We start from the raw sequence: 17,607 nt of genomic DNA on the forward strand, positions 1-17,607 counted from the left end.
GGCCTTTTTGGTTTAATAATTAAGGATTTTAAAACTTTCCTCAAAGCTATCGGAGGAGATCTTGAATATATAGTTTCCTTTTGGCGCTTCAAAAGTCAATTTGTTTACACCCTCTCTTAAAAATACCTTTCCGGATTTAACCAGCTTGCCTTCCATCGAGTAGATTTCCATAGTGAATTCCTGGCTGGATTTTCCCTGGTATTCGATCTGCAGTTCCTGATTCCTCACCGGATTCAATATTTTTATATGAGAACCCTTAGGAGCATGTTCCGCAGTTGCCAGCACGCCATAGCTGAACGTGTGCATTTGTGTGAACCCGCCTGCAGTAATCTGTGCCTTCCAGTTTCCAGTCTGGTTAAATGTCGCTGGAATAAAGTTCCAGTACCAGTATGAAGCACTGTAAAACTGAGGCATGTTGAAGGTTTGGTTGTACGCCACAGAATTGTCGGGACGGAATAACTGTATATTTACGGGTGAACCAGTCGCTATATCCGAAAGGAATGTGTAAATATAGACTCCTTCTCCTGTACTGAACTGGCTTTTGAAAAGAGTGGATTCCTGAACCCCACATCCGTTATTCAGAATTACTTCGCCGCTGTGGCTGGATACGGAATTGATTTTTGGATTATTATAATTTTTCTGAACCTGCCACCACGACTGTGTGGCCGAAGTCCACGTATTACATGGCCCCTGATAGGGATCTACGAGTTGGCTATTGCTGTTGTAGACTTCGAAATGCAGATGCGGGCCGGTAGAATTACCAGAACTGCCCACAACTCCCAGATATTCGCCTGCATTTACACTCTGACCAATGCTCTTGGAAGTAAGGGAATTGTTTTTCAGGTGTCCGTACCAGGCAATACTGCCGTCGCTGTGCTGAACATACACCGCATTCCATGTAAGGTTATTGAAGGCGCAGTTTCTGTCGTACTGTCCGTTACCCTTCGCGACAATCACTCCGGGAGCCGCCGCTATTACTTCCGCTTCATTATGATCCATCTGATACCAGCCGAACGGCCAGGTAAAGATGTCGATACCTGCGTGATTATATCCGCCAGCAGTGTCATACGTCCTGGTTCCGCAGTTATAATCCTGAACCTGATTTGGATATGCTGAATTATGGTCTACATAATTGGAAATACTCCATACCTCATTATAGGGAGCATTGGTGCTTTTCTTAACCGGCCAGATAAAAAGTGGTGCTAGAAGCGCATTTTTAGATGCTAACTTACCTTCCTGTACAAGTTTCTTTTGATTGGTCTGTATCATTTTCTGAATGGAGGCCCGCGCCTCTGGAGACAGACATTCGGTACTCTCAAACTTAAATTCGCCGCCGCCGGTTTGCGCCGCCGCAAACTGCAGGGCAGCAAACAGTCCTAATGTTAAAATTTTTGTTTTCATATCTGTGTTTTTAGTATATCAAATGTACAAAATCCGGAGATGGCCCGCATATAATTAATAATTGAATTATATTTGCTGTAAAGCAAAAGCTGTCATTCACAAACCGGAGAAAATTGGCCAATATTGTAGAAGAAATTAAGAAACCGATTGCACAGGAGATGAAACTTTTTGAAAAAAAGTTTTATGAATCCATGCAAAGCAATGTTCCACTGCTAGACAAAGTAACCCGTTTTATAGTTACCACAAAAGGGAAGCAGATGAGGCCTATGTTTGTTTTTCTGTGCGCACGGCTGGTGGGCTCGGTAAATGAAAAAACCTTTCGCGGAGCATCGATGATAGAACTGATTCACACTGCAACACTCGTACACGACGATGTGGTGGACGAAAGCTTTAAACGCCGAAACTTTTTCTCCATAAATGCCCTCTGGAAAAATAAGATCGCTGTGCTTGTGGGTGATTATCTTCTTTCCAAGTCGGTACTTCTTTCCACGGATCACAAAGATTTTGATCTTCTTTCCGTTATTGCCAGAACTATCCGCGAAATGAGTGAGGGTGAACTTCTGCAACTGGAGAAAGCCCGTAAGCTGGATATCACCGAGGATGTCTATTATGAAATAATTCGCCAGAAAACGGCTACACTTATAGCGGCATGCTGTGAAATAGGTGTACTTTCGAATAATGCTGATGAGCATATGGCGAAAAAAATGATGGAATTCGGCACCTTTACCGGGATGGCCTTTCAGATTAAAGACGACCTTTTTGATTATCTTTCTTCCAATTTCATCGGCAAACCGGTGGGCATCGATATTAAAGAACAGAAAATGACTCTGCCTTTAATTCATACTCTGAAAACAGCCTCCGAGAAAGACCGTAAGTACTTCTTCAACACGATTAAACGCTATAACAATGACAAAGTTCGTGTGAAGGAACTTATTGAGTTTGTTAAAAGTTCAGGCGGTCTGGACTATGCAATGGGTGTGATGAAGGATTTCCAGCTTAAAGCGAAAAACATTCTGAATGAATTTCCGGATTCCGAGGCCAAACATTCACTCCATCTAATGCTGGACTATGTGATTGAAAGAAAATTCTAGTAGTCTGGCTGTTCCGCCACTTAAATTTTATGCTGTTTTTAATGAAAAATGTTTGCAAACGAACTGTTAGTGCGAAAGTAGGAAGTTAGTACTGTTGAAGTTTATTCAATAACAATCACAAGTTTCCTGACCGATTTTCTGCTGCTCTCGGGAGCGCCCAAGGGTTGCTCAAAGAACTCTAGTTCTCCTGTGCCTTTTTCTTTTGCTCTAAGTACATAGTAAGCGGGCATCGGGTCGCCAGGCTTTAAGTCTTTTGGCATTTTCTCCTGGGCCAATTCAGTTCTTTCAAGTTCAGCTATCTGTTTTGGTTTCATTTCGAATACAAGACGTACAGGAACCGCCCCCCGGGTGGGAACAAACAGATCTGTGGATTCGCCGTTTTTCAGTTTGATTATATTTTCATCCATCTCTTTATTTTCTTTCTGTTCAAAGGTAGCTGACCTGGGCTTCTCTTGTGCCGTTTTACTTGATTGTGTGCAGCTCACAAAGGCTGCAAACGTCAAAATTATAAGTGTTTTCATATAAAATAAATAAAGCAGGAAGCCATACATCGCTGACTTCCTGCAAATTGAGATTCTAGTCATACCATTTGTGGTGCATAGCTGAATCCATGCCGCTTACGAAGCAGTCCAGCCGGTTGGCAGCCCATGAACTTACACCCACGCCGCTGGAAAGTTTTCCACCCAAATCTTCCTCACCGCTCCAGTTGGATCCGTCCCACCAGCGATGCATCATACGGTAAGAACGTCCCGGATAAAATATATCAATCCTGTTTTTACCCCACGACACTGCACCCGGACTGTCGAAGAGTTCGCCACCCATGTTTTCCCAGTTGCTCCAACCACCGTCAAACCACCGGTGCCAAAGTTTATTGTCAGTTCCTCTCGCAAAAATATCCAGTCTTCCGCTCGCCCAGGAACAGACTGTCGGAGCAGAAGTGATTACCCCGCCCAGGCTTTCCCAGCCGTGCCAGGCACCGTCCCACCACATGTGCCACAATGCGGAGTCCGTTCCTCTTGCAAAAATATCAATTCTGTTTGGTCCCCAACTCACTGCGGTAGGTTCACTGGAAAGCTGTCCTCCGAGGGATTCCCATGAGCTCCAGCCGCCCTGAAACCATTTATGGTATAACTGGTAATCGGTTCCCACCGCGAAAATATCTAATCTGCCTGTACCCCACGAGCTTATTGCAGGAGCACCGTGTATCAGTCCGCCCAAACTTTCCCAGCCGAGCCAGGCTGATCCGTTCCACCATCTGTGGTGTACAGCACTGTCTAAACCACGGGCCACAACATCAATTCGGTTCGCACCCCAGGATACCGCATTTGGTTTACTGGTAATTTTTCCCCCCAGGCTTTCATAACCTTTCCAGCCTTTAGTTTTTGGTAATTTTACACCGGTACAGCCCATTTTGGGATAATCATCAATCTTACATTGTCCATAAGCAATTTTAAAAAAGCCAGCTTCACCAAAATTATTGGCTCCCCATGAATTTTTGCAAATCCAGCATTGGGCAGCATCGTCATAGCCTATTACCTGTACGCAATGTAAACCTTCCAGGACACCTGATACTTTTTTGTAAACACCTGAACTGTAATTGAAGAAGTCTGTATAAACTTCCATAATAGCGGCCAAAGGTCCACTATTGGCTAGGTACTGCTTTGCGGCTGGTACTGTGGAGACTGTGTGAATATTGGTTATTTTAACCGCTCTTGAGTTTCGGTCTGCACCTGATTTGCAGGAAGGCGTCCCGTTCCAGATGTCATTACCAGAAAACGCAGAAGTATATGGATTGTAAGCCTCGTCGCAAACACCACGGCTCTTAATCTGATCAAAGCACTGGTCGTGCCACCAGCCACCGCAGGAAGCCCCGTGTGAAGAGCAAAAATGCGAATCGGCTTCAGAAAGATCCAGCAGTTGTCCATGTTCTATGGATGCCATTGATTCGGTAACTGCCACACAGCAAAAGGATACACAACTACCACAACCGCCCTGTTGCTTTACAGCAGTGACATGGTTTCCGTTTCTGTTGCGCCAATCTACCTTTGTGGGCAGTCCGGCCAGCGGCGCACCCGCGGACACGGAAGCTGTCGCTGCAGGCATTTTGAAACCTGCAGGAAGTTCCACGCCCAGCAGTGCTTTTCTTTTCAAGTCGGGGAGTTTGGAAACTGCAGTTTCCATTGCAGTCCACGTAGCATTTTTTGCAATAAGGTCTTCCCTTAATTTTGCAAAGGTTAATTTTGCCATAGCTATTAATTTTAGTAGTGCTTACTCTATTTCGAATGGGGATTTTCAGCTTACTCCCAGATTTTGAAAATACATTTACCGGGTGAAAATTTAGAGTGTGTTTTATTGAGTAATTTGAAATAAAATTTACCTATTATAAAGTTATGCAAAAGTATTTTACAAAATAGATAATAATTAATTAAAATATTTAATCTCATTAACAGGTCCTGCTGGGACAATTTTAAATTTCCTGGATTCCATGATTTTAAATCTAAGTTCGTAGTTGATTTTAAGTCTGGTTTTATACATCAGTTACATTAAATTGAAATATCCAATGCAATTCATATATTAAATGTCATTTTAGTAGGCCTTTTATTATATACTTAATAATGTATAGTTGGCTTTAATGCTAAAACCATAATGCGTTACATTCTGTTTAAAATTATCTGCTTTTTTCTGATGATTTGTAATTTGTAAAAATTATTATCTTTGTCCAAATTCATATTTATGGAAACCACCTATATTGAAACTCAGCAAATATCCTTTCAGGACTTTAAAAAGTCTGTTATTGAAGATTATAAATTAGGCCGTATATCCCGTGAGATGTCGTATCTGGGTCGCCGCGAAGTGCTAACAGGAAAGGCGAAATTCGGAATCTTTGGTGATGGAAAGGAGTTGCCGCAGTTGGCAATGGCCAAGGTTTTCAGGAATGGTGACTTCCGGTCAGGCTACTACAGGGACCAGACTTTTGCGATGGCTATTGAGGCGGTTACGGTTGAAAGCTTTTTTGCTCAACTGTACGCAGATACAAGCATAGAACGTGAACCTGCATCCGCGGGCAGACAGATGAACGGTCACTATGCCACCAGAAGTTTAAATGAAGACGGTTCCTGGAAAAACCTGATGGAGCAGAAGAATATCTCTTCAGATATCTCTCCAACAGCAGGACAAATGCCAAGGCTTTTGGGGCTTGCACTGGCTTCCAAAGTATATAAATCGGTAAAGTTTGAAGGGTCTGAAAAATTTTCCAATGAAGGTAACGAAGTGGCTTTCGGTACTATTGGTGATGCATCTACTGCTGAGGGCCACTTTTGGGAAGCATTGAATGCCGCTTGTGCGCTTCAAGTACCTATGATTGTCTCCATCTGGGATGATGGCTACGGAATCTCGGTACCTACTCATAACCAACGGGCTAAGGCAGATATTTCTGAAATGCTGTCAGGTTTCCAAAGAAAAGACGGCGAAAACCAGGGGTGTGAAATCATTCAGGTAAAAGCCTGGGATTACCCTTCATTGTTGGATGCTTACGCAAGAGCTGAGCATTTTGCCAGAACGGAAAGTGTACCGGTAGTTGTTCATGTGATAGAAGTTACGCAGCCTCAGGGTCACTCTACATCCGGTTCGCACGAGAGATATAAAAATGAGGAAAGACTGCAGTGGGAAGGAGAGTTTGACGGTTTAAGTAAGTTTCGCCAGTGGATCCTGGAGTATTCTATTGATATTGAAGGAAATGAGGAGCAGCTTGCTACAGTAGAAGAACTGGAAATGATTGATGACGAAGCGAAAAAGTTCGTGAAGGAAGGTCAGAAAAAAGCATGGGAAAACTATCAGAAACCTATTCTTGATCTAAAGACCACTGTACTTCCTTTGGTTGAAGCCCTTCAGACAAAGCATTCGGAAATTGAAGCGGAAACTGCTAAGTTCGGGAAAATCATTGCAGTTGCGAAAAAAGATATATTCCATTTGGTACGTAAGGCTCTGTTCATCAGTCGTGGAACTGATTCAGCAGAAAGACAGGCACTTGAAACTAAGTACAATGAAATATTTGCTGTGGAAAAGGATAATTATTCCTCACACCTTTACTCACAGTCCGAATGGAAAGCTACTAATGTTAAAGAGGTCGCACCAATCATTACTGAAAACTCCGAAACGGTAGACGGCCGTGTAGTAGTTAGAAACAACTTCGACAAAATATTTGAAAAGTATCCCGAAACCCTTGTTTTTGGAGAGGATGCAGGTAATATCGGCGATGTAAACCAAGGTTTGGAAGGACTTCAGGAAAAATATGGTGAACTTAGAATAGCTGATACCGGTATTCGTGAAGCTACGATTCTGGGTCAGGGAATCGGTCTTGCCATGCGCGGACTGAGACCAATAGCCGAAATTCAGTATCTGGATTATATCCTTTACTGTCTGCAGGGAATGAGCGATGACCTCGCCACCGTGCAGTACAGAACCCGTGGCGGCCAAAAAGCGCCGGTAATCATCCGTACCCGTGGACACAGACTGGAAGGTGTTTGGCATTCAGGATCGCCAATGGCAGGAATCATCAACCTTTCAAAAGGAATTCTTGTATTAGTTCCGCGTAACCTTACCAAAGCGGCAGGATTCTACAATACGATGCTGCAGAGTGACGAGCCTGCTGTAATTGTGGAATGTCTGAACGGTTACCGCCTGAAGGAAAAGCAGCCTGAGAACCTTGGCGAATTTACAGTACCGGTAGGAAAGATTGAGGTTACAAAAGAAGGTTCGGATGTTACTATTGTTACCTACGGATCTACATGGAGACTGGTAATGGATGCTGCAGAAGAATTGGAGAAAGTAGGTATTTCTGCAGAAGTAATTGATGTACAGTCACTGATTCCCTTCGATTTAAGTCATGAAATTGCGAAAAGTGTTAAAAAGACAAACCGTTTGGTAGTAATTGATGAGGACGTAGAAGGTGGAACCTCTGCCTTTATCATGCAGCAGGTAATGGAGAAGCAGAAAGCCTTCAGATATCTTGATGCAGATCCGTTAACTATCTGTGCCGAAAATCACAGACCGGCCTACGCCAGCGACGGTGACTACTTCAGTAAGCCAAGCGTGGATGATATGGTAGAGAAAGTCTACAGAGTATTTAACGAGAGTAATCCGGCTAAATTTCCCGGAATATAATTCAGGTATAATAAAAATTTAAAAGAGCGGGCATTTATGTCCGCTATTTTTATGCGCAAAAGGTCAAACGGTTCTTTACTGAGAATCTGCATCATTTTTGTATGGCTTTGGCAAATCAGAACTTATGAAAAAAACAACACTTACTGTATTTGCAGCACTTATCCTTCAGGCATGCTCCGAAAATCCGAAAAAAACAGAGACAGAAACCAATTCGGCAACTGAACAGGTGCAGAACAACGGTTCGGGCAGTAATATGCCCGCACAGCAGAATGAGATTCTGCAGGAAATGCAGGATATGATGGACGAAATGCATTCTAAAACCTTATCCGGAAATAATGATGAGGATTTTGCGGAAATGATGTCGGATCATCACGATGGGGCAGTAGAAATGTCGGAAATTCTGATCCGGAAGGGTAAGGATGAGGAGCTGAAAAATTTTGGCCGTCAGGTAATTAAAACTCAGCAGCAGGAAATGAAACTGATGGACAGGTTTGATAATCTGAAAGTCCAATCTGCTAACAGTGCAGAATTCCAGAGAGAACTGATGGCAACCATGGGTCCTATGATGAATTCCGGACTACCGGTGCACAATGACGTGGACCGTGACTATGCGGAGCAGATGATTCCACATCACCAAAGTGCTGTTGAGATGGCAAAAGTTTATAAAAAGTACGGCAAGCAGCCTGAACTGTTGAAACTCTCGGATAACATTATCGCTACCCAGCAAAAGGAAATTGAATTTCTGAAGCAATGGCTTTCGCGTAAATAAGATGCTATAATTTTAACTTTTAAGAGTCACCCTAAATTGAAAGGGCTTTATCCTCCGTTGAGAAATTTTCCTTAAATTCGCATTAAATTTATTAATTCATGAACTACGATATTATTGTCATCGGTAGTGGTCCCGGTGGTTATGTTACGGCCATCCGTGCTTCTCAACTTGGTTTTAAAACTGCGATTATAGAAAAAGAAAACCTGGGAGGTATCTGCCTTAACTGGGGTTGTATTCCAACAAAAGCATTGCTGAAATCAGCTCACGTTTTCAATTACCTGAAACATGCAGAAGAATACGGTCTTAATGCGGTTGAAAATCCAGGCTTCGATTTTTCAAAAGTTATACAGCGCAGCCGTGGGGTTGCCACCAAAATGAGCGGTGGGATCTCCTTCCTGATGAAGAAGAATAAAATTGACGTGATCATGGGAACTGCTAAGGTTCAGAAAGGTAAAAAAGTAAGCGTTACAGATAAAGACGGTAAAGCTACAGAATACTCGGCAGAGCACATCATCATCGCTACGGGTGCCAGATCCCGTGAACTGCCTAACCTGCCTCAGGACGGTAAGAAAGTGATAGGCTACCGTCAGGCTCTCAATTTGCCTGAACAGCCAAAATCAATGATTGTGGTTGGTTCCGGTGCTATCGGAGTGGAGTTTGCGGATTTCTATAACTCAATGGGTACCAAAGTAACAGTTGTTGAGTTTATGCCGAACATCGTTCCTGTGGAGGATGAGGACGTATCAAAACATCTTGAGAAATCACTTAAAAAAGCCGGTATTGAAATAATGACCAATGCGTCTGTTGAGAGTGTTGATACTTCCGGCGCGGGCGTTAAAGCTAACGTAAAAACGGCTAAAGGGAATATTACGCTTGAAGCTGATATTCTTCTTTCTGCAGTTGGTATTGCTGCAAACATTGAAGGTCAGGGTTTTGAGGAAGTAGGTATTCAAACCGATAAAGGCCGTGTGCTTGTGAACGAATGGTACGAGACTTCAGTACCTGGCTACTATGCAATTGGCGATATTCTCCCTACTCAGGCTCTGGCTCACGTAGCTTCTGCTGAAGGTATTACCTGTGTAGAAAAGATCAAAGGTCTTCATGTGGAAAAGATTGATTACGGCAATATTCCGGGATGTACTTACTGCAGCCCAGAAGTTGCATCTGTTGGTCTTACCGAAAAGCAGGCTAAGGAACAGGGTTACGAGCTTAAGGTTGGTAAATTCCCACTTTCTGCAAGCGGTAAAGCAACTGCCAACGGAAATACAGACGGTTTCGTAAAAGTGATTTTCGATGCCAAGTACGGCGAATGGTTAGGATGCCATATGGTTGGTGAAGGTGTAACTGATATGATTGCTGAAGCAGTTGTAGCCAGAAAGCTGGAGACAACAGGTCATGAGATCATTAAATCCATTCACCCGCACCCAACGGTTTCCGAAGCAATTATGGAAGCCGCGGCTGCGGCTTATGGTGAAGTTATTCATATCTGATAAATATCAACCTTCATCTTCTTCATAGTATGTAGGTTGCAAATATAAAAAGAGCGGGAAATTTTTCCCGCTCTTTTTTTTTGTAAAAATTTTTAGATTATTCTGCCGAAACAGGTACTGAAGTTGCTGCCGGTTCAGACGTGTAGCTTGCGAATGCTTCCTCCAGACTGTTGTATTTGCCCTTAAATTCATCCACCGGTGAGTCCTGGATAATGTTTCCGTTATGGATGAGAATTACGCGGGAACACAGTGCTTCTACCTCCTGCATGATGTGTGTAGACAGGATAACCGTTTTTTCACGGCCAATTTCTCTGATTACATTTCGGATCTCAATAATCTGGTTAGGGTCCAGACCGTTGGTAGGTTCATCAAGTATAAGAAGGTCAGGCGAGTGCAGAATAGCCTGAGCCAAGCCAACACGCTGTTTATAACCTTTGGAAAGCTGAGCTATCTTTTTTGATTTTTCGGGTGTAAGTCCTACCAGTTCTATGACCTCATCAATCCTCTGCTTAGGAATTTTATGAAGGTCTGCAACAAATGACAGGTATTCCTTAATATACATTTCAGGGTAAAGAGGATTGTTTTCCGGCAGGAAACCGATCGTGCGCTTACTTTCAATTTCGTTTGCTGAAATATCCAGTCCGTTAAACCGTATCTCACCTTCTTCAATAGCCAAAACGCCGGTAATGGACTTCATCAGCGTAGATTTACCGGCACCGTTCGGACCCAGCAAACCTATAATTTCGTTCTTGCCAATCTGAAGATTGATGTTGTTTAATGCTGTCTGTGGGCCGAATTTCTTGGTCAGATTAATAATCTCTAGTGACATCTTTTACTGTTTATAAGTCTGAAAGTAAAAACCCATTCGGGAAGAACAGGTTTCTAATAAAGTGAATAGTATATTATTTTTTCTTCTTGGCAGCGGCTGTGTTTGCTGTTGTTTCAGCAGAACCTGACAAAGGCTTTATGGTGGCAGTGCTTTCTCTTCTTGCAGTGGCCTTTATTTTGTCCTTGCCAAATACTTTGTCCACCTGGGATTTTGTGAGGAACTGACTCTTACCAATGTACTTCTTGCTTTTGCTGATGTAATGTATGAACTGCACCGTAGTCTGCCCATAATTACGCGCAAAATTGAGTCCGATAATATCATTGGGCAGTTCCAGCTGAATCTCGCCCATAGGCATGTCTATGAAGCCGTCAGAAACCAGTTTATAAAGCTGTTCAAAATCTTTGTTCAGGTCATGAAAGTAAAATGACCTGAAAGTATTCAGATTGCTTGTATTGATATCCTGGTAGTTGAAGGTATACTTATTCTGCTTCTTATAGAGCGCTACCGAATTTTCCTTGCCTACCTCGATAAGGTTGTCATTTTTCAGAACCTTAATCTGGGCAAATGCAGAAATTGAAAATAATGTGGTTAGAAGTAAAACTGTTTTTCTCATTATCTTTTTTTAAGAGGTTAAGAAATTTATCAGCCTCTGTGTTTTTGTATCTGAAGCAAATGTACCAATTTTTTTAAAAAGATTTATTTTGAACGAAATACGGCATAAAAAAAAGTCTGCGAAGTAAAACTTGCAGACTTTAGTGACCTCGACAGGATTCAAACCTGTAACCTTCTGAGCCGTAATCAGATGCGCTATTCAGTTGCGCCACGAGGCCGTTTTTCGGTTTGCAAATATAGCAAAATTTTGATTCCTTTGAAGAATGAAAGCAAAAATTTTTCAAATAATTGCAGTTTTCTTCATTTTGGCCTGCAGCAAGAAGACAGTAGAGGGTGCTGAAGGATGGACAGTGGTATCGGAAACGGTGAAATACAGGCAGAATTCAGATATTTTGACTTTAGAGACCGGAGGTTCCACTTACAATTTGCCTCTAACTAAACTTCCTTACCGACGCGTCGTTTTGCTTAATGCGAGTCTTGTTGGTTATTTTACAGAACTAGGTATGGAGGAAAGCATTGCCGGCATATCCAGCCCGGAATATATTTATTCGCCAAAAATCCATCAGCTGCTAAATGCAGGAGAAATCCGGAATGTAGGAAATGAGCAGAAATATAATGTGGAAAAAATTATAGCACTGAAACCCGATGCTGTTTTTACCAACAGGATAGCTGTTTTCCAGAATACTTACGAACTGCTGGAAAAGAACGGCATCACGGTTATTTTCCTGGATGAATATCTGGAAAAGGATGCTTTGTCCAAGTCCAGATATCTGCTGGTCGTGGGCAAACTTATGGGGCAGCAAGAGCAGGCACAGAAAAAATATGAGAAAATCAAAAATTCTTATGGTTCTTTGGTTGTACTTGCTTCAGAAGTAAAAAACAGGCCTGCGGTTCTGGCCAATGAGATGTATGGCAGTCAATGGTATCTGCCGGGAGGACATAGTATAATTGCGGGGTTAATTGAAGATGCAAACGGCAATTATATCAATGCCGGCAGCAAAAGTGAAGGATCTGAAGCACTGAGTTTTGAAGAGGTTTATGCAAGGTCGAAGAATGCGGAAGTATGGGTAAATGCGGGGAATCACAAATCACGTCAGGATCTTCTGCGTACAAACCTGAACTACTCCAAAATGAATGTCTTTACTAGCGGTAAGATTTATACGGTTACCCAGAAGGAACGTCGCAAGTCTAATGATTATTTTGAAAGTGGGGTTGTAAGGGCAGATCTGGTACTGAAAGATTATATCCGGATTTTTCACCCAGATCTTCTTCCCGGTTATGATTTAACCTATCACAAGGAACTTAAGTAGTTATTATTCCTATTTTTGCAAAATCATACAAGAATGCCACATATTTCCCTAACTCCCTTTTAAATCTATGTTCAAAAAAATAAAAAAGTTTATTTTCATCCTCATTCTGGCCAATATCCTCTTTATTGTCTGGGGTAAATTCTTAAATCCTCCCATTACAGTGACCCAAATTGAAGGGGTAATTACCTTTGGCAAATTGGAACGGGATTACATTCCCTACAGCGAAATGGGCAGTTATATTAAAAAAGCCGTTATAGCAGCGGAAGATCAGAAGTTCTTTATCCACAACGGTTTTGATTACAAAGCGATCGAAAAGGCCTATAAGGACAATGAAAAGGGCAAGAAGGTTAAGGGCGGAAGCACCATTTCTCAGCAAACTGCTAAAAATGTGTTCCTGTGGCAGGGACGCAGTTGGTTCCGAAAAGGCCTGGAAACCGTTTATACATTCATTATTGAGTTAGTATGGGGAAAAGAGGTTATACTGGACCGTTACCTGAACTCCATTGAAATGGGCCGCGGTGTGTTTGGGATTGAAGCGGCGGCTCGTTATTACTACGGTAAAAATGCAAAAAACCTTACTAAAAGTGAAGCCGCCTGGATTGCTACCATTCTTCCAAATCCTAAGAAATACGATCCGCATAATCCGTCTAAATACCTGCGGAACCGGCATAGCTGGATTATGCGTCAGATGAACAATGTAACGCTGAAATAGTATCTTTGCATACGATGGGCATTTTCACTTCAGGCAAAAACACGTTTATTGTTATACTTAAAAAGTATTTCAGTTTTAGGAATGAAACGAAATCCCTGGATCCTCTGCACGAGTTGCTGGACAGCATGCGGAGGACAGATTTTAGTGCAGTTCTAAATGAATTTCGTGAGAATCCGGAGATTTTAGAGCATTTCAGATATTACATCCATCATATTTTTAGCGGCAAAACCTTTAACCTGTCACTCACAGAGGCTAACATACTGTCGGAGAATGCTTTCTTTCCCGAATTCCGGAAACGGATGCTCAATAAAATCCTGCCACCGGTTGAAAGTGAGGACACCGTTTGGTACCTTATCGATTATGTATCTGTAAGAACATCCCATGACCTGGCCTATTTCCGAAACGTTCACGAAGAGGATATGGATGAGTTCTTTCGAATGCTGGAAATTTCCCGACTCATCACTAAAAAAACGGTTAAACGTGAGCTGTTCTTTGCAATGAATATACTTGCATGGAGGGTAATTGGTAATGCTCTGGACGTGGAAGTTTCCAATATGGCTCCGGAGTATAAAAATTTTGATAATCCTTTTCTTGCACTTCAGGACGAAATGGATATACTGACCAAAGAATACAGGGAAAACCCTGATTTCCAACTTAAATCAAAGGATGCGCAGTACAAACAGGTAAAGGTTTACCTTACTCAGTGTCTTAACTTTACAGATATTGCTTTTAAGAATTCCTCGAAGTACGGAATCTCAGGCAAGATTAACCAGTCACTTATCAAAATCAGGCAGCAACTGAACCGCATCCAGGATATACTTAGTTTGTTGGTAATTGATGATGAAAAGGATGTTCTGCAAAAGTCCAAAAACTTGGTTTTCAATATCCTGGAGTATAAATCGCATAAAAATAATCTCAGAGAATTGGTTGCAGACAGCAGTACGCTGATGTCCCACCTTATTACAAATCATACCGCGCAAACGGGCACGCATTACATCACTTCCTCGTTCCGGGATTATGTCCGCATGTTTTGGATGTCCAGCGGAGGAGGTGTTATTGTTGGAGCACTTGTGGTCTTAAAGCTTTTTTACGGACTTATACCGGGCAGCGATTTCGCACATGCGGTACTTTACTCCGTGAATTATGCTATGGGCTTTATTATGATTTTCCTGATGAAGTTTACCCTGGCGACCAAACAGCCGGCTATGACGGCTGCTACCATGGCTAAGGTGCTCTCCGAAGGAAAGAATACACAGAAAAACTATTCCGACTTTGCGCATCTTGTTTCTAAATTATTCCGCTCGCAGTTTATAGCTTTTGTAGGTAATGTTCTCTGGTCGTTTCCGGTTGCATTGGCCATCATCTATGGGCTTGAAGTCCTTTTCCAGGAAAATTTTGCTGCCGAAAAAGCAGCCAAACTTCTTAACGATCACGATCCGTTTAACTCCAAGGCTATTCTCCATGCCTGTATAGCCGGTTTCTACCTCTTCATTTCAGGTATAATTTCCGGCAATGTTGCCAATAACGCTGTGTTCTATCAGATTCCGAAAAGGATTGCCAAGAATCCACTGATTCTTCAGGTTCTGGGGCCTAAAATAGCCAAGGCAGCTTCAGGCTATTACGCCAGAAACTGGCCGGGCATTGTTTCTAACTTTTGGTTCGGTGTCTGCCTGGGTGCCACTGGTCCTATAGGTTCTTTTCTGGGGCTGGATCTGGACATCCGTCACATTACATTCGCAGCAGGTAATGTGGCCCTGGGACTTTATGGGATGGAGTTTTCTGTGTCTTCCTACACTTTGTGGATGTCGGTGATCACTGTGTTCCTAATCGGCTTCTTCAACTTTGCAGTGAGTTTCGGACTTTCAATGGTCCTTGCTTTTCGCTCGCGTAAAGTGAATTTTGGTGAAGTGAAGGAAATCTATAAAGAAATATTCCGCTATTTCCTTAAGAATCCTTTACGCTTTTTCTTCCCCATACGCTCATTTTTGGACAGCCGCGCTAAGGAAATGGTGGAGAAAACAATCTCTACGAAATCTCAAGAGCGATGAAATGGTCGCTCCCGAATTTCTCCTGAAATTTTTGCAGAAAAAAGGTTTTCCGAAGCCGGAAATCGTTTCTTAAAAGCGGTGATTTTATTTTTATTTCCAGGACTTTACGGTTTAGATTCACCGATTCTATTTCCTGAAAAAGATCGCCGTTCAGATATTCGTTCAGATAATCCTTTACCTCAAACGCCATCAGTTTTTCTTCAAAGCCGTGTATCCTGGCAAATGATTTCACCAGGTCTGAGGACTGGAATTCTCTGTTTTTTTTCTTCATTGTTTCGGGGTTCAATGCTGGAGATTGATAAGTGCGTTAAATCTCAAAAATCCTGCTTTCCTCATTTATTTTCTTCACCACGCTTTCAGTCCTTTCTTTGTGAGTATCTGTAATGAAAATCTGCCCGAAATGCTCACGGTTTACAAGTTCTATCAGTTGTGAAACGCGGGTGTCATCCAATTTATCAAAAATATCGTCTAAAAGCAGAATGGGGGTTTTGCCTGTCAACTCTTTTATACGGTTCATCTGGGACAGTTTCAGTGCAATCAGAAATGATTTTTGCTGGCCCTGGCTGCCCTGCTTTTTCAGCGAACCACCATTCATACTGAATATCAAGTCATCCTTATGAATACCACGTGAGGTATAAGTGAGAATACGGTCTTTCTCACGATTAGTATTCAACAGCGATTTAAAGTCATTTCCGCGAAGATCGGACTCATAGTCAACAGTCACTATTTCGTTTCCTTTGGAAATGATTTCATAATAGCTCTGGATAAGCGGCAGGATGGAATCAGTAAAACCGCGTCTTTTTTCAAAAATTGCGGTACCGAATTTTACTAGCGGATCATCGTATATTTCCAGGCTGTCCATATCAAAATACCGGTTTTTGGCAAAACTTTTCAGCAAAGCATTCCGTTGCTGAACTGTTTTTTGATACTGGATCAGGTTGAACAGATAATCTGAATCGGTTTGCGAAATCATGGCGTCCAGAAACCTGCGCCTGCTTTCGCCGGAATCGGAAATAAGGTTCGAGTCATAAGGTGAAATGATAACGCTGGGCAGAAATCCGACATGATCTGCCATGCGGTCATATGTTTTATCGTTTTTCTTGATGATTTTCTTTGCTTCACGAGGCATCTGGACTTTGATGATGTTTTCCTTTTCGCCGTCGTGCACGGTGCCTTCCACAGTGAAGAAATCTTCGTCCGTCCGGATATTGTTCAGATCGGTATTGCCCAGAAAACTTTTACCCACAGACAGGTAGTGCAGGGCATCCAGTACATTCGTCTTTCCCGCGCCGTTATTGCCTACAAAGCAGTTGATCTGCGGGGAAAATTGGAAGGTTTGTTCGGAATGATTTTTAAATTGAATCAATTGAAGTTTTTGGATAACCATTCGTCAAAAATACTTCATTAAAACTATAATTAAAAACGGAAGACCCGACATCGTTTCCACACCAAATGAGAAATAAGCATCCGGACGTTTGTTATGGGAAAAATAAATAAGAACACAACTTACGATTGCGGTTATCAGAAAGGCGGCAGTGAATTCAGTTTCAAGGTTGAAAAATGCCGTTAGCGCACTTGCAATTGTAAGTGTATAAGCCAAAAGTTTTGTCTTACCAACACCAATTAGCCGCGGAAATGTGACAATATCGTCGGATCTCATATCTCTGATGTCAAACGGAAAGACGAGTGCTGTGATGAAAAGGAGCGTGATGATGAAGATACCAGGATTAAATTCCGGTAAAATAAGCCACGAGTTAACGAGCGCCCACGTAAATCCGACGTAAAATACTTTAAGCAAAGGGATTTTTCGGATGAAATTCTCGAGAAAAAATGAATTGTAGAGTAAACCCAAGGCGACGATGCAGAGCCATTTCAGCAGTCTGACTTCATTGTGATTCAGTAAAATTAATGCCCCGGATAAAACTCCGCAAATTATATTGAAAACAAGGATTTTGGAAAAGTGCCGGTGCTTTTGGTATTTGGTATACAGATAGCCGCTGAAATAGGTGATGAAGATCAGCAAAACCGTGGGCCAGCGTAACAGGTTCTGCTCCAGCATAAAGAAGACCGCCAGGGCAGTGCCCGTCAGGGATACGTACAGTTGACTGTTAATGATGTATTTTTTCGCTAAATTTAAAAACTGCATTTGAGCAAATTTAACCAATAATTAGTTGCCCAATCC

At 42.3% G+C, this 17,607-nt stretch carries 15 protein-coding genes and 1 tRNA gene; 7 read left to right on the forward strand and 9 right to left on the reverse strand.

Features of this window, described 5'->3' with window-relative positions:
- Positions 1 to 12 precede the first annotated feature (12 nt).
- Positions 13 to 1,401 carry a peptidoglycan DD-metalloendopeptidase family protein gene (locus tag H1R16_RS12335; RefSeq protein WP_181886147.1) on the reverse strand — a complete coding sequence of 463 codons (1,389 nt, stop codon included), beginning with the start codon at positions 1,399 to 1,401 and terminating at the stop codon, positions 13 to 15.
- Between the two features lie 113 nt (positions 1,402 to 1,514).
- Between H1R16_RS12335 and H1R16_RS00700 the strand changes: the two genes are divergently transcribed.
- Positions 1,515 to 2,492: a polyprenyl synthetase family protein gene (locus H1R16_RS00700; RefSeq protein ID WP_181886146.1), complete on the forward strand. Its 978-nt coding sequence runs from the start codon at positions 1,515 to 1,517 to the stop codon at positions 2,490 to 2,492.
- Between the two features lie 101 nt (positions 2,493 to 2,593).
- Here H1R16_RS00700 and H1R16_RS00705 read toward each other — a convergent pair whose 3' ends face one another.
- Together H1R16_RS00705 and H1R16_RS00710 are read right to left on the reverse strand one after the other, a co-directional pair.
- Entirely contained in the window at positions 2,594 to 3,013 is a 420-nt protein-coding gene (locus H1R16_RS00705; protein WP_181886145.1) for a hypothetical protein, read from the reverse strand.
- A gap of 55 nt (positions 3,014 to 3,068) precedes the next feature.
- The gene (locus H1R16_RS00710) at positions 3,069 to 4,739 is read right to left on the reverse strand and encodes a C1 family peptidase (RefSeq protein WP_181886144.1); all 1,671 of its coding nucleotides are present in this window, start codon (positions 4,737 to 4,739) and stop codon (positions 3,069 to 3,071) included.
- Between the two features lie 486 nt (positions 4,740 to 5,225).
- Here H1R16_RS00710 and H1R16_RS00715 point away from each other — a divergent pair, with 486 nt between their 5' ends.
- From H1R16_RS00715 to lpdA, 3 genes are all read left to right on the forward strand, one after another.
- Positions 5,226 to 7,655, forward strand: coding sequence for an alpha-ketoacid dehydrogenase subunit alpha/beta (locus H1R16_RS00715; RefSeq protein WP_181886769.1), 2,430 nt, complete (start codon positions 5,226 to 5,228; stop codon positions 7,653 to 7,655).
- A gap of 124 nt (positions 7,656 to 7,779) precedes the next feature.
- The gene (locus H1R16_RS00720; RefSeq protein ID WP_181886143.1) at positions 7,780 to 8,424 is read left to right on the forward strand and encodes a DUF305 domain-containing protein; all 645 of its coding nucleotides are present in this window, start codon (positions 7,780 to 7,782) and stop codon (positions 8,422 to 8,424) included.
- A 98-nt stretch (positions 8,425 to 8,522) separates the two neighbouring features.
- Positions 8,523 to 9,914 (forward strand): dihydrolipoyl dehydrogenase, encoded by a 1,392-nt coding sequence (lpdA, locus tag H1R16_RS00725; RefSeq protein WP_181886142.1) that lies wholly within the window; start codon positions 8,523 to 8,525, stop codon positions 9,912 to 9,914.
- Between the two features lie 97 nt (positions 9,915 to 10,011).
- On the opposite strand, the gene H1R16_RS00730 is transcribed toward lpdA, so the two are convergent.
- From H1R16_RS00730 to H1R16_RS00740, 3 genes are all read right to left on the reverse strand, one after another.
- Positions 10,012 to 10,743, reverse strand: coding sequence for an ABC transporter ATP-binding protein (locus tag H1R16_RS00730; protein WP_181886141.1), 732 nt, complete (start codon positions 10,741 to 10,743; stop codon positions 10,012 to 10,014).
- Between the two features lie 73 nt (positions 10,744 to 10,816).
- Entirely contained in the window at positions 10,817 to 11,356 is a 540-nt protein-coding gene (locus H1R16_RS00735) for a hypothetical protein (protein WP_181886140.1), read from the reverse strand.
- A gap of 143 nt (positions 11,357 to 11,499) precedes the next feature.
- Positions 11,500 to 11,573: transfer RNA gene (locus tag H1R16_RS00740), tRNA-Arg, on the reverse strand.
- Between the two features lie 45 nt (positions 11,574 to 11,618).
- Between H1R16_RS00740 and H1R16_RS00745 the strand changes: the two genes are divergently transcribed.
- From H1R16_RS00745 to H1R16_RS00755, 3 genes are all read left to right on the forward strand, one after another.
- Complete coding sequence (locus tag H1R16_RS00745) at positions 11,619 to 12,665, forward strand: ABC transporter substrate-binding protein (protein WP_181886139.1); 1,047 nt, start codon at positions 11,619 to 11,621, stop codon at positions 12,663 to 12,665.
- Positions 12,666 to 12,732: 67 nt separating this feature from the next.
- Positions 12,733 to 13,377, forward strand: a complete 645-nt coding sequence (gene mtgA / locus H1R16_RS00750) for a monofunctional biosynthetic peptidoglycan transglycosylase (RefSeq protein ID WP_181886138.1) — start codon at positions 12,733 to 12,735, stop codon at positions 13,375 to 13,377.
- Between the two features lie 14 nt (positions 13,378 to 13,391).
- Positions 13,392 to 15,425 carry a recombinase gene (locus H1R16_RS00755; RefSeq protein WP_181886137.1) on the forward strand — a complete coding sequence of 678 codons (2,034 nt, stop codon included), beginning with the start codon at positions 13,392 to 13,394 and terminating at the stop codon, positions 15,423 to 15,425.
- Here the strand turns inward: H1R16_RS00755 and H1R16_RS00760 are convergent.
- From H1R16_RS00760 to H1R16_RS00770, 3 genes are read right to left on the reverse strand one after another with little or no spacing between them, the layout of a single operon-like run.
- Complete coding sequence (locus H1R16_RS00760; RefSeq protein WP_181886136.1) at positions 15,403 to 15,696, reverse strand: hypothetical protein; 294 nt, start codon at positions 15,694 to 15,696, stop codon at positions 15,403 to 15,405. The genes H1R16_RS00755 and H1R16_RS00760 overlap by 23 nt on opposite strands.
- A 36-nt stretch (positions 15,697 to 15,732) precedes the next feature.
- Entirely contained in the window at positions 15,733 to 16,812 is a 1,080-nt protein-coding gene (gene recF, locus H1R16_RS00765; protein ID WP_181886135.1) for a DNA replication/repair protein RecF, read from the reverse strand.
- Between the two features lie 3 nt (positions 16,813 to 16,815).
- A complete protein-coding gene (locus H1R16_RS00770; RefSeq protein WP_181886134.1) occupies positions 16,816 to 17,571 on the reverse strand; it encodes a UbiA prenyltransferase family protein in 756 nt (251 codons plus the stop codon).
- Positions 17,572 to 17,607 lie beyond the last annotated feature (36 nt).

The sequence above is a fragment of the Marnyiella aurantia genome, from assembly GCF_014041915.1.
Lineage (GTDB): Bacteria > Bacteroidota > Bacteroidia > Flavobacteriales > Weeksellaceae > Marnyiella > Marnyiella aurantia.